Below are 20,246 nucleotides of genomic sequence, written 5' to 3'. Positions count from 1 at the left end.
CGGCGCTGCTTTACAAAGGGGCGTTCTAGCCGCTCGGGACCGCTGTCGCGGTCAGGCGGGAGAGAAATTGCACTTAAACGGTGCAAAACGGGTGCATACGCACCATGACGAGGCGCCATGACGTAGCGCCGCGCGGATTTGGACGACAGTGTGGAGGCTCGCGGGCTGGCCGTGCACCGGGAACGCTCACGTTCTGGTGCAGAGGGCCGATCTATCGGGAGTCGGGAGGTGGGGACGGGGCGCGGGCCGCGCCATGCAACGGACTCCCCTCCCAACCTCGCCCTCAGGCGGGGGTGTCGGGCTCGGCGGCGAGCGCCTCGGCGAGATGGCAGGCCACCTCGCGCCCCGCCACGACGCGCAGCAGGGGCACCTCGGCCTTGCACCGGGCCACGGCGTGCGGGCAGCGGGTGTGGAAGGCGCAACCCGACGGCGGGTTGAGCGGCGAGGGCAACTCGCCCTTGAGGGGCACACGCACCTGGCGGCGGCTCGCCTCGATCTGCGGCGTGGCGGCGATGAGGGCGCGGGTGTAGGGGTGCAGCGGGGTGTCGAGCAGGGTTTCCCGCGGGCCGATCTCCACAGTGCGGCCGAGGTACATGACCATCACCTCGTCGGCGATATGGCGGACCACCGACAGGTCATGGGAGATGAACAGGTAGGCCACGCCGAATTCCTCGCCCAGGTCCATGAGCAGGTTGAGCACCTGCGCGCGCACCGAGACGTCGAGTGCAGAAACGGGTTCGTCGGCGACGACCACGCGGGGGTTGAGTATCAGCGCGCGGGCGATGGCGATGCGCTGGCGCTGGCCGCCGGAAAACATGTGCGGGTAGCGGACGCCGTGCTCGGTGCGCAGGCCGACCTTGGCCATCATCCAGTCCACCCGCTCGCGGCGTTCGGCCGTGGTCATACGGGTGTTGATGATGAGCGGCTCTTCGAGCGTGCTGCGCACGGTCTTGCGGGGGTTGAGCGAGCCGTAGGGGTTCTGGAACACGATCTGCACCTGGGTGCGCGCCTGCTTGAGCGCGGCATGGTCGTGCAGGGCCACGGGTTGGCCGTCGAGATGGATGGTGCCTGCGGTGGGCGATTCGATGAAGGTCACCTGCCGCGCGAGCGTGGACTTGCCGCAGCCCGATTCGCCGACCACGGCCAGGGTGCGGCCCGCCGGCAGACTGAACGAGACGCCAGCCAGCGCACGCACGGTGCCCTTGGGGCGGAACAGCCCGTTGCGCACGGCGTAGTGTCGGCTGAGGTCTTCGGCCTTCAGGACGGGGGTGGGAGGGTTCGGGGTCGTCATGCGGACTCCAGGGTGGCGGCACCGGACGCCGCCGGGGCAAGAGGATGGAAGCAGCGAACCTGATGCTCCGCCGGGCCGTCAAGTACAGGGCGTGCCGTGCGGCAGCGCTCGGTCACATAGGGGCAGCGCGGGTTGAGCAGGCAGCCGCGAGGCCGGTCGTGCTGACCCGGCACCATGCCGGGCAGGGCGTTGAGGCGCCGCTGCCCCTGCGCCCGCTCGGGCAGCGAGCCGAGCAGGGCTTCGGTGTAGGGATGGCGGGGGGCGTCGAACACGGTGTCGGCACGGGCGGTTTCGACCACCTGGCCGGCATACATCACCTGGACGCGGTGCGCGGCTTCGGCCACCACGGCGAGGTCGTGGGTGATGAGGATGAGCGACATGCCGCGTTCTTGCTGCAGGCGCAGCAGAAGATCCATGATCTGCGCCTGGATGGTCACGTCCAGCGCCGTCGTGGGCTCGTCGGCGATCAGCAGCTTGGGGTTGCAGGCGATGGCCATGGCGATCATCACCCGCTGGCTCATGCCGCCGGAGAGCTGATGCGGATAGGCGCCGAGGCGGTGGCGCGGGTCGGGAATGCCCACCTGCGCCAGCAGCTCGGCGGCCCGCTCGCGGCGACCGCGGGCGTTGCCGCCCTCATGGATTTTCAGCGCCTCCATGATCTGCCATCCCACGGTGAAGCTGGGGTTCAGGCTGGTCATGGGCTCCTGGAAGATCATGGCGATGTCACCACCCGTGATGGCGCGGCGCCGCTTGGGCGGCAGGGCCAGCAGATCCTGGCCATCGAACATCAGGCGGTCGGCGCTCACACGGCCGGGATAGGCGATCAGGCCCATGAGCGCGAGCGAGGTGACGCTCTTGCCCGAGCCGGACTCGCCGACGATGCCCAGCACTTCGCCGGGTTGCACGGTGAGGCTGACGCCGTCCACCGCGCGGAAGGGTTGGTCTGCGGCGCCGAATTCGACGCGCAGGTTCTGAATGTCGAGAAGGGCGGCCATCAGCGTTTGAGTTTGGGGTCCAGGGCGTCGCGCAGGCCGTCACCCATGAGGTTGAAGGCGAGCACGGTGATCAGAATGGCCAGACCGGGAAAGGTCACCACCCACCAGGCGCTTTGCACGAACTGCATCGAGTCGGCCAGCATGGTGCCCCATTCGGGGGTCGGCGGCTGTGCGCCCAGGCCCAGAAAGCCCAGCGCCGCGGCGTCGAGGATGGCGCTGGAGAAGCCCAGCGTGGCCTGCACGATCAGCGGCGCGGTGCAGTTGGGCAGCAAGGTGGAGAACATCAGTCGCAACGGCCCGGCACCCGCCACGCGGGAGGCCATCACATAGTCCTTGCCGGATTCGGCAATGACCGAAGCCCGGGCCAGGCGAATGTAGAACGGTATGTTGACGATGGAGATCGCGACGATGGCATTGGTCAGGCTCGGCCCCAGAATGGCCACGATGGCGATGGCCAGCAGCAGGCTGGGCACCGCCAGCATGATGTCCACCAGACGCATCACCACCCCGTCGACCCAACCGCGGTAGAACCCGGCCACCAGGCCCAGCACCACGCCCACGGCCAGCGAGAGTGTCACCACCAGCAGGCCGACGAACAGCGACAGGCGCGAGCCGTAGATCAGCCGCGACAGGATGTCGCGTCCGACGGCGTCGGTGCCCAGCGGATAGGTCCAGCTCCCGCCGGGCAGCCAGGCGGGGGGCTGCAGAAATGCCGTCTGGTCCTGGTTGATCGGCGAGTGCGGGGCAAGAATGGGGGCGAAGAGGGCGATGAGCACCAGCGCCACGCTGACGGCCAGACCCAGCAGGGCCCCCTTGTTCTCGCGGAAATAGCGCCAGACCTCGATGGCGGGATGGGGCGGTCGGGTGTCCACATGGGCGAAGGCGTGGCCCTCGGCCGCATCGGACGCGGCGTCCAGCGCGAGTTCGCGCTGCGGATCGGTTTGCATATCGGCGTCCTTCCGGTTCAGCGCGTGTGGCGGATGCGCGGGTTGATGAGGCCGTAGGTCAGATCCACCAGCAGATTGACCAGGATGATCACGCTGGAGATCAGCAGGATGCCGCCCTGCACCACGGGGTAGTCGCGCTGGTTGATCGCCTGCACCATCCACTGGCCGATGCCCGGCCAGGAGAAGATGGTTTCGGTCAGGATGGCTCCGGCGAGCATCACCCCGACCTGCAGCCCCGTGACGGTGACGACCGGAATGAGCGCATTGCGCAGCGCATGCACCAGAATCACCCGCCACGGCGAAGCGCCCTTGGCGCGCGCGGTGCGCACGTAGTCCTCGCCCAGCACCTCCAGCATGGACGAGCGCGTCATGCGCGCGATCACCGCCAGCGGAATGGTGCCCAGCACGATGGCCGGCAGGATGAGGTGCTTGAGCGCGTCCTTGAAGGCGTCGTAGTCGCCGGCCCTGAGGGTGTCGATCAGCATGAAGCCGGTATGCGGCGTGATCCAGAACTCGGGCGAAAGTCGCCCCGACACCGGCGTCCAGCCCAGTTGCACCGAGAACAAGAGAATCAGCAACAGTCCCCACCAGAAGATGGGCATGGAGTAGCCGGTCAGGCTGGCGGTCATCACGGTATGGTCGATCCAGCTGCCGCGTTTGACGGCGGCCAGCACGCCCGCGGGCAGACCGATCAGGATGGCAAACAGAATGGCCGCCAGCGACAGCTCGACCGTCGCCGGAAAGCGCTGAAGAAAATCATGCATCACCGGCGTGCGGGTGAAGATGGAGGTGCCCAGGTTGCCGTGCAGCGCGTTCCAGTCATACATCACGAATTGCTGCCACAACGGCTTGTCCAGCCCGAGCTGATGCAGCATTTCGGCATGGCGCTGCGGCGTGAGCCCGCGCTCGCCGACCATGATGGTGACCGGGTCGCCGGGAATGAGGTGGATGAGGGCGAAGCTGAGCAGACTCACGCCCAGCAGCGCCGGGATCACCAGCGCCAGGCGTTTGAGGAGAAAGGAAATCATGCGGGGCGTGCGAAAGAGGCGACAAGGCAACGCCGCGCCGCGCCGCTTGCCGCCGGATGGGCGGTGAATCGGCGATGAGGCGAGGCATGCGGAGCAGAACGACAACCGGCCGGATCGCCGCGAACCGCGCAGGGTTCACGCGATCCGGCCGGTTGCCGAGGAAGAGACTTACTGCAGGCTCACGCCATAGAACACGTGCACCCCGGTCGGCTGAATCTTGTAGCCGTGGACCTTGGTGGACATGGGCATGAAGTCGGTCGAGTAGTCGATTGGCACCCAGGGCACCTGCTGATGGAAGACCTCTTGCGCCTGCTCGTAGAGCTTGGTGCGTTTGGCCACGTCGCTGGTTTGCTGGGCTTCGGTGGTCAGCTTCTGGAAGGGCTGATAGCACCATTCGGCGATGTTCTGCGTGGTATGCACGCCGGCGCAGCCCAGCAGGGTGTTGAGGAAGTTGTCAGGGTCGCCGTTGTCGCCGGTCCAGCCCATGAGCGCGGTCTGGTGTTCGGCCTGACCCAGGCGCTTGAGGTACTCACCCCACTCATAGGTCACGATCTTGGCTTTCACGCCGATCTTGGCCCAGTCGGACTGGATCATCACCGCCATGCGGCGCGCGTCCGGGTTGTAGGGGCGCGAAACAGGCATGGCCCAGAGGTCGGTCTCGAAGCCATTGGGGTAACCGGCCTTGGCCAGCAGCTTCTTGGCCTCGGCCGGGTCGTAGGAGTAGTCTTTGATGGCCTTGTTGTACGACCAGATGGTCGGTGGCATCGGGTTGACGGCCACCGTGCCCGTGCCCTGGAAGATGGCATCGACGATGGACTTCTTGTTGATGGCCATGTAAAGCGCTTTGCGCACGTCGAGGTTGTCGAACGGCTTCTTCTCGGTGTTGAAGGCCAGATAGCCGACGTTCAGGCCCGGCTTGGACTCGACCTTGATGGCCTTGTCGGCCTTCATCGCGGCGATGTCGGTCGGGTTGGGGTAGGCCATGATCTGGCACTCGCCGGCGCGCAGCTTGGCCCAGCGCACCGAGGCGTTGGGGGTGATGGCGAACACCAGGTTGTCTATGGCGGCCTTGCCGCGCCAGTATTGCGCGAAGGCCTTGTAGCGGATCATCGAATCGGGCTGATAGGCCACGAGTTCGAACGGGCCGGTGCCAATGGGCTTCAAGTCCAGATCCTGCTTCTTGTTTTCCTTGGCCAGCTTGTCGGCGTACTGCGCCGAGTCGATCGAGGCGAAGTCCATCGCCATATTGGCGAGGAAGGGCGCGTTGGGTACGTTGAGGATGAACTGCACCGTGTACGGATCGACCTTCTTGATCTCCTTGATCATTTTCGGCATGTCCATGCCATCGAAGTAATCGTAGGTGCCGCCCGAGACCATGTGGTACGGATTGTTCTTGTCGAGCATGCGGTTGAAGGTGAACAGCACGTCGTCGGCGTCGAAGTCGCGGGTGGGGGTGAAGCCGTAGTTGGTCTGGAACTTCACGCCCCGGCGCAAATGGAAGGTGTAGGTCTTGCCGTCGGCCGACACGTCCCACGACGTGGCCAGTCCGGGCACGATTTCGGTGCTGCCGGGCTTGAACTCGACCAGACGGTCATAAATGGTGCGCGAGCTGGCATCGAAGGTGGTGCCATCGGTGTAGAGCGCGGGCTGGAAGCCGTTGGGGTTGCCCTCGGAGCAGTACACCAAGGTCTTGGCGGCCAGCGCGGGCAGGCTGAAGGCCGCAAGCGACGCGCCCAGCGCGAGTGCGGCAATGGACTTTCTCATGGAAGTTTCCTTATGGGTTGTGAACGGTTGGGTTTCAAAAAAGCGGCCCGAGTCTATAGCAAGTTTTGCGCCCAAGAAGCGCAAATCCTGCAGCAACCCGCCGCAATCCCTGATGAAGGGGCGAATTATCAGAACGGCTTCCGTATACGTCAATCCTGCGGTTTACCCGGCGAAGCGCCTTCGCAACTGGCCTGGCAACACGGTGGGTGGACGGCTCTCCGCCAGGCGGTAAAAGCGGCTGTGCCGAAATCGGTCACAATGCGTGACAAGAGATTTTCTGGAGCTCGCCATGAATGACAGCTTTCGCCAACGCAACACCGCGTTTTTCGACCAAATCGGTCGCCTGATTGAGCGCTCGCCGCTGCACGATGCGCAGCGCAACCTGCGGGCTCTGGCGCATTCCGCCGCCGGACGGCTCGATCTGGTGACGCGTGAGGAGTTCGACGCCACGCAGCGCATGCTGCTGGCCGCGCGCCAGCAGATCGATACGCTCGAAGCCCAGGTGCGCGAACTGCAGGCGCGTCTGGACAGCGGCGCGCAGTCGGCGCCCACATCGCCCGAAGACGCCTGGCGCTGATTCGGCGCGCATGTCGCTGGCGCAGGTTGCCAGCCGGGCTTTGTTGGGCATGGAGGCGCCGCCGGTCACGGTCGAGGTGCATCTGTCTCCCGGTCTGCCCGGCTTCACCATCGTCGGCCTGCCCGAGGCCGAAGTCCGGGAGGCGCGCGACCGTGTGCGCAGCGCCCTCCTCAACAGCGGTCTGGGCTTTCCCTCGAACAAGCGCATCGTCGTCAACCTGGCGCCGGCCGATCTGCCCAAGGAATCGGGCCGCTTTGACCTGCCCATCGCGATCGGGCTGCTGGCGGCGCAGGGCCTGATTCCGGCCGGGCGGCTTCAAGGGCATACCTTCGCCGGCGAGTTGTCGCTCACCGGCGAACTGCGCCCCACGCGAGGCGCTCTGGCCATGGCCTGCGCCCTGGCTTCGCAGCGGCCGGAGGCGGGCGATGACCTCAGGCTGGTCTTGCCGCAGCAAAGCGCGGAAGAAGCGGCGCTGGCGCAGGCGGCCACGGTTCTTGGTGCACGCGACCTGCTGCAGGTCGTGGCCTATCTGCTCGAACAGGATGGTGCCGCGCAGCGCGTGACGGCCGCCGCCACCACGCTGGCCCATGCGTCCGGACCCGATATGGCCGAGGTGCGCGGCCACAGTGCAGCCAAGCGGGCCCTGGAGATCGCCGCGGCCGGAGGGCATCATGTGCTCATGGTGGGACCGCCGGGCAGCGGCAAATCCATGCTGGCCCAGCGTTTTGTCGGCCTGCTTCCGCCCTTGACCCGCGAGCAGGCGCTGGAGAGTGCGTCGGTGCTCAGTCTGGTGGGGCGGTTCGACCCGGCGCAGTGGGGGCGCCGTTTTGTCCGCAGCCCCCATCACACGGCGTCCGCGGTGGCGCTGGTGGGGGGCGGTGCGGGCACGATACGGCCGGGCGAGATTTCCTTGGCGACCCACAATCTGCTTTTTCTCGATGAACTCCCGGAGTTTGATCGGGCCGTGCTGGAAAGCCTGCGCGAGCCGCTGGAAACCGGGCGCATCCACATTTCCCGCGCGGCGAGGCAGGCGGAATTTCCGGCGCAGTTCCAGCTGATCGCCGCGATGAACCCCTGTCCCTGCGGGTATCTGGGCCATGCCACTCGGGCGTGTCGCTGTACGCCGGATCAGATCGCGCGTTATCAGGGGCGCATTTCCGGGCCGCTGCTCGACCGGATCGATATCCAGGTGGAGGTCGGCGCCATAGCGCCCGAAACCTTGCTGCAGTTGCCACAGGGCGAGACCAGTGCGCAGATCGCAACGCGCGTGGCGGCGGCCGCCGAAGTCCAGATCGCCAGACAGGGCGTGCGCAATGCCCAGCTGCAGGGCGCCGAGTTGGATGCGCATTGCGTGCTCGATCCAGCCGGCAGCGCGTTTCTGAGCCAGGCCATGACGCGGCTGGGCGCATCGTCCCGCCAGGCGCACCGGGTGCTGCGCCTGGCGCGCACCATCGCCGATCTGGCCGGGGTGCAGTCCATTGCGCTGAACCATCTTGCCGAAGCCCTGCAACTGCGCCGTGCGCTTGCGCAAGCGTGAGCTTGTGGCACGGCCCGCCCGCGGGGCGCACAAAAAAAAGCCAGGTGCGTTGCGCACCTGGCTGGAAATGCCCGGATCGGGGGGAGAGTCTGAGGAGCAGACTACCGGGCAACTTGGAGGGCCACAGGATTGAGCATGAGCTCGAACCACAGCAGCACCAGTTCTGTTCGGTGAAACTCCAAAAAGTTCAGTCCATTTTGTAACGCCCGATCTTTCCCGTCAATCAGCGAGGGGCGTGTGGCAACACCCCACGAACAGAGGGTGTTGCCGGTGTGAAATCGTGTACGGCGATCATGGGATCGGGTTCAGGCCGCCGTCGGAGCCCAGCTGCACGCGCTGGCCCACGGGCGGGGCGACCTTGAGTTGCAGGGTGCGGACCTGGCCGTCGTCCATGCGGACCTGCACGTCGTACACCGTCTGCGAATCGACACGCTTGGCGATCTCGTTGCCCGCGAAGCCGCCGCCAATCGCTCCGGCAACCGTGGCCAGCTTGCGGCCGTCACCCCCGCCAACCTGATTGCCGAGAAGGCCTCCAACGATACCCCCGGCAATGACGCCGACGGGGCTGTTCTGCTGCGAATGAACCTGGACGGGGGTGACCGCGGCCACGGTGCCGCAATGGCTGCAGACGGGTTGCTGCGGGGCGACGGGCGCGGTCTGCGGGGCGAACTGCTGAGGTGCAAACTGTTGCGGCGCGGCTTGCTCGGAGGCTTGGGCCTGCCGCACGACGGGCTTGGGCTGGGGTGCGGCAGCCTGTGTTTGGGCGGTCGAGGGTGGCGCGGTGTTCTTGGTCTCGGCGGTTTGGGTGGCTGGCACAGTCGCTGCCGCTGTGCTCTGGGTTTGGGTGGGCGGAGCGCTCGCGGCCTGGGGTGCCGAAGCCAGGGCCGTGCTGGTGGGGGCCGTCACCGCCGAGGCGGCGGCCACGGGTTTGCCGCCCGAACTGTCGCTGAGCTTGTAGAGCACCGCGGCCAACAGCGCCACGATGACCGCACCCATGACGAAGACTGCAATCCAGACGCCTTTTCCCGGTGTTGTGGCGTTCTGCGGAGGAATGGATGACATGAAGTTCTCCCGTGGTTTTGGTGAATGGTGTGTGTGCATGCTCAACGTCTCAGGCCGCCTTTTTGCCGACAGCCGAGGGCCGTGAGTCGGCTCAACTGCCGCTGGCCTCCAGCGCCTGGTCCAGATCGGCGATCAGATCGTGCACGTTTTCGATGCCGATCGACAACCTCACCATGTCCTCACTCACCCCGGCCGCTTCCAGCTCTTGTGGGTTGAGCTGGCGATGGGTGGTCGTGGCCGGGTGGCAGGCGAGCGACTTGCAGTCGCCGATGTTGACCAGCCGCGTAAAGAGCTGGAGGGCGTCCTGCAGCTGCGCGCCTGCCTTCCTGCCGCCTTTCAGCCCGAAGCTCAGAATGCCCGAGGCCCGGCCATGCATCAGCCGATGCGCGATGTCGTGATCGGGGTGGTCGACCAGCCCGGCGTAGCGCACCCAGGCCACGCGCGGATGCTTCTGCAGATGCGTGGCGATGTGCAGCGCGTTGGCGCAGATCCGGTCCATGCGCAGCGGCAGGGTTTCGATGCCCTGAAGAATGAGGAAGGCGTTGAGCGGCGACAGTGCCGCGCCCATATTGCGCAAGGGCACCACGCGGGCGCGGGCGATGAATGCGGCGGCACCGAACTGTTCGGTGTAGCTCACGCCGTGATAGCTCACGTCGGGCTCGACCAGGAGTTTGAAGCGGTCGCGGTGCGCGGTCCAGTCGAACTTGCCGGCATCGACGATGGCGCCGCCCACGCTGTTGCCGTGGCCGCCGAGGTATTTGGTCAAGGAGTGCACCACGATGTCCGCACCGTGCTCGAACGGACGGCAGAGGTAGGGCGAGGGCACGGTGTTGTCGACGATCAGCGGCACCCCGGCGGCATGCGCCACGGCGGCGAGCGCGCCGATGTCGGTCACGTTGCCCAGCGGATTGCCGATGGTTTCGCAAAACACCGCGCGGGTGCGGTGGTCGATCAGCCGGGCAAAGCTGTCGGGGTCGCGCGGATCGGCAAAGCGCACCTCCAGCCCTTGCCGCGGGAAGGTGTGGGCGAACAGGTTGTAGGTGCCGCCATACAGACGGCTGCTGGAGACGATGTTGTCGCCGGCCTCGGCCAGCGTTTGAATGGCCGCGGTGATGGCGGCCATGCCCGAGGCCACCGTCAGCGCCGCGACGCCGCCTTCGAGGGCCGCGACGCGCTGCTCCAGCACGTCGTTGGTCGGGTTCATGATGCGGGTGTAGATATTGCCGGCAACCTTCAGGTCGAACAGATCGGCGCCATGCTGGGTGTTGTCGAAGGCGTACGACACGGTCTGATAAATGGGCACGGCCACCGCGCGGGTGACCGGATCGGGTTTGTAGCCGGCGTGGACGGCAAGCGTTTCAAATTTCATGAAGAGTCTCCTGTGTGGGGTTTGGGTGGCGTCAACAGACCCCAGCCTACTCACCTCGCCGGGTGAATCCAAAGATCGAATCGTCAGAAGGATATGCCGACAGAAAGACCGATGAAAGACCGTGAACCGGCCCTCGGTTCATTCCAGTGTCGGCGCGGACTCGTCGGCGGGCGAGAGCGTCACCATGGGCCGGTGGCGCTGCTGGGTCTGAAAGTAGGCCGACGGCGTCGTGCCCAGCGTCTGGCGGAAGGTTTTGATGAAGGCACTGACGCTGTCATAGCCCAGCGACAGAGCGACGTCCTTGACGGCGCGGCCGGTCGCCAGCCATTCCAGCGCCTGGGTCAGTCGGGCCCACTGGCGCCACTGCGCGAAGCTCATGCCAGTCTCCAGCACGAACTTGCGGCTGAGCGTCCGGGGGCTGATGTCTGCCCAGCGGGCCCATTGATCGAGCGTGCGTGCGCTGGCGATATGGTCGAGAAGGCCGCGCGCGATGCTCAGCAGCCGGGCGTCCTGCGGCCATTGAAGCTGCAGGGGGCGGGCCCGTGACTGCCGCAATTCGTCGAGCAGTACCAGCAGCAGACGCATGCGGCTGAGGTCCAGCGGGACATCGTGAGGCCAGCTCAGCGCCTTCTGCAGGATCAGCGCCACCAGCGGATTGACCGGGTAGCTGGTTGGCTCCGCCGGCAGGTCGCCGCAGAGTTGCGGTGCCAAGAAGGCGCCGTAACCGGCCGTCGGACCATAAGACTGCACCGCGTGCGCCACGCCTGGCGGCATCCAGCCGATGGTTTGTGAGGGGGAGAGCTGCCGCCCCTGGGCGGTTTCCACGATCACCAGCCCTTCGTTGAGCAGGAACAGGGTGCCGCGCGCATGGCAGTGCGTTTCAGGATCCATGGCCAGCGGGTTGCGCACGCTCACCGCGATCAACTCGGCGCCTTCGAGATGGTTGATTCGCTGGAGAAGTTCCGCTTTGCTGCATTCGCAGTCGGAGGGTGGGGCGTGGTCAGGGCGCATTTTGGCGTGTTTGCGATATTCATTGGCATAGTAAAGCAACCCGGCCATTTCTTCTTCGCCTAGCATGCCGAACATTCGTCCCATCGAATCGGGGGAGCGTGGTCGGCAAAATTCCGAGGCACCTCCTAGAATCAGCCGTCTTTCGCACAGCAGGAGGCGTCCTCGCCGACAGGTGAGGGCCTCCGGCAACGCGCTGTGTTTGCCTCCTTTCCTTCCCGTTGCTCCTCCGTCTTTCCGGAACGCGCCCTATGCAGAATTTGCCCGCGACTCCTCGCGTCTTGTGGTTGTCCCTCTGCGCCGCCCTGCTCGGGGGTTGCACCACGGTCGGCCCCGATTTCCAAACGCCCAAGGCGCCCGCCGCAGCGCAATACACGCGCCAGGGCTTGCCCGCGCAGACAGCATCGGCGCCGGGTCCGCTGGGCGGGGTGCAGCGATTCCAGACCGCTGATCGCATCGCCCCCGACTGGTGGCGTGCGTATGGTTCCTCGCAGCTCGACGGTCTGGTGGATGCGGCGCTGCACAACAGTCCGTCGCTGGCCGCGGCCGAAGCCACGCTGCGGCAAGCCCAGCAGACTTATGAGGCTCAGGCCGGTTCCACGCTTTACCCCACGGTGAATGCCAAGCTCGGTGCGAGTCGCAACCAGGCGAATGCGGCGAGCACCGGCCAGAGCGGCGATAGGACGACCACCTACAACCTCTATAACGCAGGCATTGCGGTGGGTTACGACTTCGACCTGTTCGGGGGCAACCGCCGCGCTCTCGAAGCCCTGGCGGCGCAGGCGCACTATCAGCAGTTCCAGCTCGAAGGCGCAAGGCTGACCCTGGCTGCCAATGTGGTCACCGCCGCCTTCACCCAGGCCCAGCTCGGCGCCCAGATCGAAGCCACCGAGGCCATTCTGAAGGCGCAGCAGAACCAGCTCGAGATTGCCCGCAAGCGGTTTGCGCTCGGCGCCGCCGCCCGTACCGATGTGCTGACTCTGGAAACCCAGGTCGAGCAGACGCGCGCCAGCGTGCCCCCGCTGCGCAACAAGCTTGAGCAGACCGATCATCTGCTGGCGGTGCTGATCGGCAAGGAGCCCGGCGCGGCCGACTTGCCGCGTTTCACCCTGTCGGCCTTTGCGCTGCCGCAGACGCTGCCCGTGGTCGTGCCCTCGGCGCTGGTGCAGCAGCGGCCTGACATTCGCGCCAGCCAGGCCTTGCTGCATGCGGCGACGGCGCAGTACGGGGTGGCGATCTCCAATCTGTATCCGCAGATCAACCTCAGCGCCAGCCTGGGCACCCAGGCGCTCACGATGGGCGCCTTGTTCGGCCCCGGTTCGGCCGTGTGGTCGCTGGCCGGCAGCCTGGCGCAACCGTTGTTCAACGCCGGGTTGAAGGCCGGGGCGAACGCGGCCGAAGCCAGTCTCCAGGCGGCCGGGGCCAACTATCAGCAGACGGTGCTGCAGGCTTTGCGCAATGTGGCCGATGCGCTGCGCGCCCTGGAGAACGATGCGCAGACCTTGCAGGCGCAGGCCGCAGCGGATGCATCGGCCCAGGAGTCGCTCAAGCTCGTCGACCAGCAATATCTGCTCGGTGCCGCCAGCTATCTGCAGCTGCTCACCGCGCAGCAGCAGGCGCAGCAAACCCGCATCGGCCTCATTTCGGCGCAGGCCCAGCGTTTGGCCGACAGCGCAGCGCTGTACCAGGCCATGGGCGGCGGCGTGATGAACGATGCCGCCGTCCAGGGCTCGCCGCCCGCGGCGCAACCCGCCCAGGCGTCGGCCCAGTAATGGCCACCCCCTTTCCGATCACACCAAACAAGACAGCATTCGGAGTTCAGAGATGACCAAAGGCACAACCAAGCGCATGATCATCATGCTCATCATCGCCGCCGTATTGATCGGGGGACTGGTGTGGTTCCAGCACTTCAAGAACACCATGATCGCCAAGGCGATCAAGGGCATGTCCAACCCGCCGCAGACCGTGTCGACGCAGGTGACGCAGTCATCGGCCTGGCAGCCCACGGTGGAAGCGCTGGGCAATCTGCGCGCGAGCCAGCAGGCCTCGTTGAGCCCGCAGGTTGCGGGCATCGTCACCGCCATCCACTTCCGCTCCGGCGAGAAGGTGCGCGCCGGACAGGTTCTGGCCCAGCTCAGCGACGCGCCGCAGCGCGCCCAGCTGGCGCAACTGCAGGCCCAGGTGGGTCAGTTGCAGGCCCAGCTCGATCTGGCGCAGACCACGCTGAAGCGCGATGAGGCGCAGCTCAAGGTTCAGGCCATCAGCCAGGCCGCCGTGGACACCGATCGTGCCAATGTGACCAGCGTGCAGGCCCAGCTCAAGGCGCTGGCCGAGCAGATCAACGCGCAGAAGGCGGTGCTGGCGCAGGCCACCATCACCGCGCCGTTCTCGGGCGTGCTGGGCATCCGTCAGATCAACCTCGGCCAGTATCTGGCGCCAGGCACGGCAGCCGTCACGCTGCAGGCCCTCGACCCGATGGAGATCGACTTCACCGTGCCGCAGAACCAGATCGATCTGGTGCATGTGGGCATGAAGGCGCAAGTGACCACCAATGCCGTTGCCGGCAAGACCTTCGAGGCCAAGGTGATTGCGGTCGAGCCCCAGGTGAGCACGACCACCCGCAACCTCACCGTGCGCGCCAGCATTCCCAACCCCAAGGGTGAACTGCTGCCCGGTGTGTTCGCCACCGTTCGTCTGACCGACGGCGAGCCGCATGACTACATCACTCTGCCCAATGCGGCCGTGGCCTACAACCCCTATGGGGCAACCGTCTTCCTGGTGAAGGACGATGGCAAGGACGCCAACGGCAAGCCCAAGTACGTGGCCGAGCAGCGCTTTGTCACGACGGGCCTGACACGCGGCGACCAAGTGGCCATCGTCAGCGGACTGAAGGCCGGCGAGACCGTGGTCACCGCAGGCCAGCTCAAGCTGCGCAACGGCACGCCGGTGTTGATCAACAACAGCGTGCAGCCGGCCGACAGTGCCAACCCGCAAGTGCCCAACTCCTGAACCGGCCGCCCGCGATGAACAAGAAATTCACAGACATCTTCATTGATCGCCCTGTGCTGGCCATCGTGGTCAGCCTGGTGATTCTGGTGCTGGGCCTGCGCTCCGTGGGCCTGCTGCCGGTGCTGCAGTATCCCTATACGCAAAACGCGGTGGTCACCATCACCACGACCTATCCTGGTGCGGATGCCAATCTGGTGGCCAGCTTCATCACCACACCCCTGGAAAACGCCATCGCGCAGGCCAACGGCATCGACTACATGACGTCGAGCAGCGTGCAGAGCAGCAGCACCATCACCGCCAATCTGCGGCTGAACTACGACCCGGACAAGGCGCTCACCGAGATCAACACCAAGGTGAACTCGGTGCTCAACCAGCTGCCTTCCGCGGCTCAGAAACCGGTGCTCACCGTGTCCATCGGTCAGACCATCGATGCCATGTACATCGGCTTCTACAGCAATGTGCTGCAGCCGAACCAGATCACCGACTACATCACCCGTTCGGTGCAGCCCAAGCTGCAGTCGATCGACGGGGTGCAGACCGCCGAGATCCTCGGCGCCAAGAACTTCGCGCTGCGCGCCTGGCTCGATCCGAACAAGCTCGCCGCTTACGGCCTGACCGCTGCCGATGTCTATTCGGCCCTGGCCGCCAACAACTACCTCTCGGCCACTGGCAACACCAAGGGCCAGATGGTGCAGATCAACCTCGCGGCCAATACCGACCTGAAGTCGCTGAGCAGCTTCCGCAACATGGTGGTGAAGTCGGTGAATGGTCAGGTGGTGCGGCTCGATCAGGTGGCTCAGGTCACCCTGGGGTCGGACGACTATGACAGCTCGGTGGCCTTCGACGGCAAGTCCTCGGTGTTCATCGGTATCCAGGTGGCGCCGGGCGCCAATCTGCTCGACGTCGTGGAGCGGGTGCGCAAGGCCTTCCCAGCCATCCAGCAGCAGTTGCCCGCAGGGCTGAATGGCGCCATCGTCTACGACTCGACCAAGTTCGTGACGTCGTCCATCGACGAAGTGGTCAAGACCCTGGTCGAGGCCATCCTGATCGTCACCGCCGTGGTGTTCATCTTCCTCGGCTCGCTGCGTTCGGTGATCGTGCCGCTGGTGGCGATACCGCTGTCCATCGTCGGCACCTTCACCATCATGCTGGCGCTGGGCTATTCGATCAACCTGCTCACCCTGCTGGCGATCGTGCTGGCCATCGGTCTGGTGGTGGATGACGCCATCATCGTGGTCGAGAACATCAGTCGCCACCTCGAAGAGGGCATGTCGCGGCACGATGCCGCCGTGCGCGCGGCGCGCGAGTTGGCCAACCCCATCATCGCCATGACCATCGTGCTCGTGGCGGTGTACGTGCCCATCGGCTTCATGGGCGGGCTCACCGGCGCGTTGTTCACCGAGTTTGCCTTCACCCTGGTGGGCACGGTGGTCATCTCGGCCATCATCGCGCTGACGCTGTCGCCCATGATGTGCTCGCACCTGCTGAAGGCGCCCGATCCGCAGAGCCGCAGCTGGCAGGACCGGCTGGTGCTGTTCCTCGACCACAGTTTCGAGCGCCTGCACAAGCGCTACGAGCGCACCCTCGACGGTTCGCTCAACTATCTGCCGGTGACGGCGGTGATGGCCGCCATCATTCTGGGTTCGATCTATTTCCTGTACTCCACGTCCATGTCGGAGCTGGCGCCGCAGGAAGATCAGGGCGTGCTCATCGCCGTGTCGTTCAACAATCCCACGGCCACCCTGGATCAGCGCGGGCTCTACGCCAAACAGGTCTACGACGTGTTCAAGACCTTCCCGGAAACCGACCACGTGTTCCAGCTCAACACGCCCAGTCAGGTGATCGCCGGCATGGTGCTCAAGCCCTGGGATGAGCGCGCGCGCACGGCCACGCAGATGCAGCCCGAGCTGCAGCAGAAGCTCAACCACATCGCCGGCAGCCAGATCGCGGTGTTCCAGCCGCCGCCGCTGCCAGGCTCGCGCGGCCTGCCCATCCAGTTCGTGATCACCACCACCGAACCGGCGAGCAAGCTCTACGACGTGTCGCAGAAGTTCCTGCAGGACGCCCTGAAGTCCGGGCAATTCATCTTCCTGCAGTCCGACCTGCGCATCGACCTGCCGCAGACCCGCATCAATGTCGACCGCAATATGGCGGCGCAGCTCGGCCTGACCATGCAGGACATCGGCTCGGCCCTGTCGGCCATGCTCGGCGGGGGCTACGTCAACTTCTTCGAACTTGACGGACGCTCCTACAAGGTCATTCCGCAAGTGGCGCAGCAATACCGCCTCAATGCCAACCAGTTGCGGCACTACTACGTCCGTACCTCGAGCGGAAGCATGGTGCCCTTGTCCACCGTGGTGCATCTGACCACCAGCGTGCAGCCCGAGACCATCAACCACTTCCAGCAGCTCAACTCGGCGACCATCCAGGGTGTGACCCTGCCCACGATCGCCCAGGGCGAGGCGCTGGACAATCTGGTGGCCTTGGCCAAGCGCACCCTGCCCACGGGCTACAGCTACGACTTCGCCGGGCCTTCGCGGCAGTACGAGCAGGAGACCGGCGGCCTGGTGCTGACCTTCGGCTTTGCGCTGGTCATCATCTTCCTGGCCCTCGCTGCGCAGTTCGAGAGCTTCCGCGATCCCATCATCATCCTGATCTCGGTGCCGATGGCGATTTCGGGCGCGCTGCTGTTCATCAATCTGGGCATCGGCCACGCCACACTCAACATCTACACCGAGGTGGGGCTGGTGACGCTGATCGGGCTGATCTCCAAGCACGGCATTCTGATCGTGGAGTTCGCCAACAATCTGCAGCGTGAAGGCCGGAGCAAGCGCGAGGCCATCGAGCATGCCGCGGGCATGCGGCTGCGCCCGATTCTGATGACCACGGCCTCCATGGTGCTCGGCGTGATGCCGCTGATTTTCGCCAGCGGTGCCGGTGCGGTCAGCCGCTTCAACATGGGGCTGGTGATCGCCAGCGGCCTGGCCATCGGCACCCTGTTCACCCTGTTCGTCGTGCCGGCCATGTACATGCTGCTCGGCACCGATCACAGTCACGAAGCCCGCGCTCAGGCGCTGCGCGAATCCGAGGCCAACGACCCGATGGCCCATCCCCCGGGCGGAGGCGCCTCGACCGCCCATTGAGGGATGCCGCAATCCCCTTGAAGCCGACCTTAGGGTCGGCTTTTTTCTTACAGCTTGTAGCGTTTTGAGAATCGTGTTTTCAGGAGAATGGTTGAACTAGCCAATTCACTTCCACAATCATGAGCGTTGAGGTTTACCCAGATGGACAGCCCATGAAGTCAGGCGCTCATACCCGCCTTGCATTCCGCGCCGATCTGCAAAGTCTGCGTGCGCTAGCCATCGTGCTGGTTATCGCGGCACACGCCGGCGTGCCCTTTCTGCAGGGAGGATATGTCGGTGTAGATGTCTTCTTCGTACTGTCGGGTTATCTCATATCCGGTCTTGTATGGGACGAGGTTCAAGGCACTCGCAGGTTCGATGCAGTCGGTTTCTACGCTCGAAGGTTCAAGCGTCTGGCGCCTGCGTTGATTCTGGTCCTGGTCAGCGTTGCAGTCTTTGGATGGCTTCTCAGTGGCCCACAACGACAGCTTGAAGATTCCGCAGCAGCAAAGGCCGCCGCGGTCTGGCTAAGCAACTTCTACTTCTCGGCTCGAGTCATCAACTACTTTTCCTCGGGAGCCACCAGCAATTTGTTTCTGCACACGTGGTCGCTTGGCGTCGAGGAACAGTTTTATGTCGTGTGGCCGTGGTTGATGCTCTTTCTGCTCGGCGCTTTCGCCTGGCAAGGCAGGCAGTTTGATCGCAGACGTCTCCTCGGCGGCTGGATCGCAATAAGCCTGATTTCCCTGGGTTTGGGCGTGTACTGGAGTCATACACAGCTCGAGCTGGCTTTCTATCTGATGCCGGGTAGAGCCTGGGAATTCGGGCTTGGTGCTTTGACCTTCGCGCTCCGAGAGAAGCTCGAGTTCCCAAGGTGGGCGCGAGCCATGCTAGGCAGGTCGATTTTGAATGCCCTTGGGTACGTTCTGATCATCGCAGCTGCGGTGACTCTCGACGACAGTTTGCGTTATCCGGGCTTGTTCGCTGTATGGCCTAGCGTTGGGGCGGTGTTTGTCTTGCTCGATCGTCCGGAGCGCGGCCCTGGGCAATGGTTGTCGCGCTTCCTCCTCCGAGCCCGTGTGCCGCAGTTCATCGGCAATGTTTCGTACAGCCTCTACCTGTGGCACTGGCCGGTTTTGCTCCTTGGTCAGTCGTTTCTCGGGCATTCCGCATGGGTACGACTGGGAATGGTCGCGCTGGCCCTGCTACTCGCATCGCTGACTTATTTTTGGGTTGAGCAGCCAGTGCATCGTCGGCGTTTGAGGTCACGCCCGTGGCCCGTTCTCGGCGCCGGTATTGTGTCCGCGGGCCTTGCATTCGTTCTGATGAGTCAGTGGCAGGATGCTGCGCGCGAGCTTCTGCAAAGCCCGCCTCAGCTCGAGCTCGATTTGGCTCGATGGGATCTCCCAGCTCTGTACTCGCATCCCGGTTGCGATACCTGGTACCACAGCGCTGATGTTCGAGTCTGTGATTTCGGCCCAGCCCAGGCCAAACACACAGCCGTGATTTTTGGGGACAGTGTCATGGCACAGTGGTTTCCAGCCATCGCCTCCATCTATTTGGCCAAACCGGACTGGCGTGTCGCAGTGCTGACCAAGTCCTCCTGTTCTGCCTCTCAAGTGAGTTATACCTACAACAAGGCCCACGGCATTTATGCAGTTTGCAATCTCTGGAGGCAAAGGGCCATCGCCGAAATCGAGAGGTTACGTCCCGACATCGTCTACCTGGGATCCACCCATTACGCTTTTACTCAGGGCCAATGGATCGAAGGAACGCGAAGCGTTCTAGCGCGTTTGAGTCCAGTGGTCGGATGCATTTTGGTCATGAATCCATCTCCAGAACTTGGATTCGACGGCATAGCCTGCTTGTCTGCTCGAGCAAATTTGCCGCATTGGCTGTCGAGGTGGAAAACCTGCTCGAACCCGCTCGCTGCGATCAGTGTCGACAGTGTCCACACTGCGCTGGAGATGGCCATTGCGCCTTTCGCGAATGCGCACTTGATAGATCTTCGGCATGTCATTTGCCCGCAGCAAACGTGTCGAGCCGAACTGCGTGGACAGGTTGTTTATCGGGATGGCCAGCACATGACGGCTTCGTTTGTGCAATCCCTTGCGCCAGCGTTGTTATCTGTCATTCCCACGGAGGCCCGCCCGCAGTAGGCAGGTTGGTAACGTTCAGTTGCAGACCAGTAATCCACGACGTCACCGACCAATGCACGTGGGCCGTTGTTGCGGGCATGGCGTTGTGCCATGTCCCACAGGAGTCTGACATGTCCGTTCGTTTTGCTGCCCCCTTGATGCTGGCCGTTGGCCTGACGCTGGGCGCGCCTGCGGCCTTTGCCGCGCCCCAGCCGGCGATGATGCATGCGCTGCGTGATCTGCAGCAGGCCCGCGCGGAGCTGCTGCGCGCCGCACCGGACAAGGGCGGCTGGCGCATGCATGCGCTGCAGCAGGTCGATCAGGCGATGGCCTCGGTGCGTGCGGGCATGCGTTATGCCAATCAACATTGAGGCCGCCTGGGCGCGCTGCGGCGTCCTG

General features: G+C 64.8%; 15 protein-coding genes. 7 read left to right on the top strand and 8 right to left on the bottom strand.

What is annotated here, in order from left to right; genetic code table 11:
• Positions 1 to 283 precede the first annotated feature (283 nt).
• From BVH73_RS06640 to BVH73_RS06620, 5 genes are all read right to left on the bottom strand, one after another.
• Positions 284 to 1,291, bottom strand: coding sequence for a dipeptide ABC transporter ATP-binding protein (locus tag BVH73_RS06640; RefSeq protein ID WP_079417233.1), 1,008 nt, complete (start codon positions 1,289 to 1,291; stop codon positions 284 to 286).
• Complete coding sequence (locus BVH73_RS06635; protein ID WP_079417231.1) at positions 1,288 to 2,286, bottom strand: oligopeptide/dipeptide ABC transporter ATP-binding protein; 999 nt, start codon at positions 2,284 to 2,286, stop codon at positions 1,288 to 1,290. The genes BVH73_RS06640 and BVH73_RS06635 overlap by 4 nt, the downstream gene beginning before the upstream one ends.
• Positions 2,286 to 3,233 carry an ABC transporter permease subunit gene (locus tag BVH73_RS06630; protein ID WP_079417229.1) on the bottom strand — a complete coding sequence of 316 codons (948 nt, stop codon included), beginning with the start codon at positions 3,231 to 3,233 and terminating at the stop codon, positions 2,286 to 2,288. Before BVH73_RS06630 ends, BVH73_RS06635 begins: the two co-directional genes overlap by 1 nt.
• A gap of 17 nt (positions 3,234 to 3,250) precedes the next feature.
• The gene (locus tag BVH73_RS06625; RefSeq protein WP_079417227.1) at positions 3,251 to 4,261 is read right to left on the bottom strand and encodes an ABC transporter permease subunit; all 1,011 of its coding nucleotides are present in this window, start codon (positions 4,259 to 4,261) and stop codon (positions 3,251 to 3,253) included.
• A 168-nt stretch (positions 4,262 to 4,429) separates the two neighbouring features.
• Positions 4,430 to 6,025, bottom strand: coding sequence for an ABC transporter substrate-binding protein (locus tag BVH73_RS06620; protein ID WP_079417225.1), 1,596 nt, complete (start codon positions 6,023 to 6,025; stop codon positions 4,430 to 4,432).
• A 289-nt stretch (positions 6,026 to 6,314) separates the two neighbouring features.
• Between BVH73_RS06620 and BVH73_RS06615 the strand changes: the two genes are divergently transcribed.
• Positions 6,315 to 6,602, top strand: a complete 288-nt coding sequence (locus tag BVH73_RS06615) for an accessory factor UbiK family protein (RefSeq protein WP_079417223.1) — start codon at positions 6,315 to 6,317, stop codon at positions 6,600 to 6,602.
• 10 nt (positions 6,603 to 6,612) lie between these two features.
• Positions 6,613 to 8,139, top strand: coding sequence for a YifB family Mg chelatase-like AAA ATPase (locus BVH73_RS06610; protein WP_079417221.1), 1,527 nt, complete (start codon positions 6,613 to 6,615; stop codon positions 8,137 to 8,139).
• 291 nt (positions 8,140 to 8,430) lie between these two features.
• Here the strand turns inward: BVH73_RS06610 and BVH73_RS06605 are convergent, their stop codons facing one another.
• The 3 genes from BVH73_RS06605 to BVH73_RS06595 form a co-directional block, all read right to left on the bottom strand.
• Positions 8,431 to 9,201 carry a glycine zipper 2TM domain-containing protein gene (locus BVH73_RS06605; protein WP_079417219.1) on the bottom strand — a complete coding sequence of 257 codons (771 nt, stop codon included), beginning with the start codon at positions 9,199 to 9,201 and terminating at the stop codon, positions 8,431 to 8,433.
• 91 nt (positions 9,202 to 9,292) lie between these two features.
• Positions 9,293 to 10,570: an O-acetylhomoserine aminocarboxypropyltransferase/cysteine synthase family protein gene (locus BVH73_RS06600; protein WP_079417217.1), complete on the bottom strand. Its 1,278-nt coding sequence runs from the start codon at positions 10,568 to 10,570 to the stop codon at positions 9,293 to 9,295.
• A gap of 138 nt (positions 10,571 to 10,708) precedes the next feature.
• On the bottom strand, positions 10,709 to 11,656 hold the full coding sequence (locus BVH73_RS06595) for an AraC family transcriptional regulator (protein ID WP_245800446.1): 948 nt from the start codon (positions 11,654 to 11,656) through the stop codon (positions 10,709 to 10,711).
• Between the two features lie 173 nt (positions 11,657 to 11,829).
• Between BVH73_RS06595 and BVH73_RS06590 the strand changes: the two genes are divergently transcribed.
• The 5 genes from BVH73_RS06590 to BVH73_RS06570 all read left to right on the top strand — a co-directional run bounded on the left by BVH73_RS06590 (position 11,830) and on the right by BVH73_RS06570 (position 20,218).
• Positions 11,830 to 13,350, top strand: coding sequence for an efflux transporter outer membrane subunit (locus tag BVH73_RS06590; protein WP_079417215.1), 1,521 nt, complete (start codon positions 11,830 to 11,832; stop codon positions 13,348 to 13,350).
• Positions 13,351 to 13,402: 52 nt separating this feature from the next.
• Entirely contained in the window at positions 13,403 to 14,587 is a 1,185-nt protein-coding gene (locus BVH73_RS06585) for an efflux RND transporter periplasmic adaptor subunit (protein WP_079417213.1), read from the top strand.
• A 14-nt stretch (positions 14,588 to 14,601) separates the two neighbouring features.
• Positions 14,602 to 17,730, top strand: a complete 3,129-nt coding sequence (locus BVH73_RS06580) for an efflux RND transporter permease subunit (RefSeq protein WP_079417211.1) — start codon at positions 14,602 to 14,604, stop codon at positions 17,728 to 17,730.
• 119 nt (positions 17,731 to 17,849) lie between these two features.
• On the top strand, positions 17,850 to 19,868 hold the full coding sequence (locus tag BVH73_RS06575; protein ID WP_079417209.1) for an acyltransferase family protein: 2,019 nt from the start codon (positions 17,850 to 17,852) through the stop codon (positions 19,866 to 19,868).
• Between the two features lie 110 nt (positions 19,869 to 19,978).
• Entirely contained in the window at positions 19,979 to 20,218 is a 240-nt protein-coding gene (locus BVH73_RS06570) for a hypothetical protein (protein WP_154048441.1), read from the top strand.
• Positions 20,219 to 20,246 lie beyond the last annotated feature (28 nt).

Source organism: Thiomonas intermedia (assembly GCF_002028405.1).
Classification (GTDB): Bacteria; Pseudomonadota; Gammaproteobacteria; order Burkholderiales; family Burkholderiaceae_C; genus Thiomonas; species Thiomonas intermedia.
The sequence above is the reverse complement of the archived record's forward strand: the minus strand, read 5'-3'. Positions and strand labels throughout refer to the sequence as shown.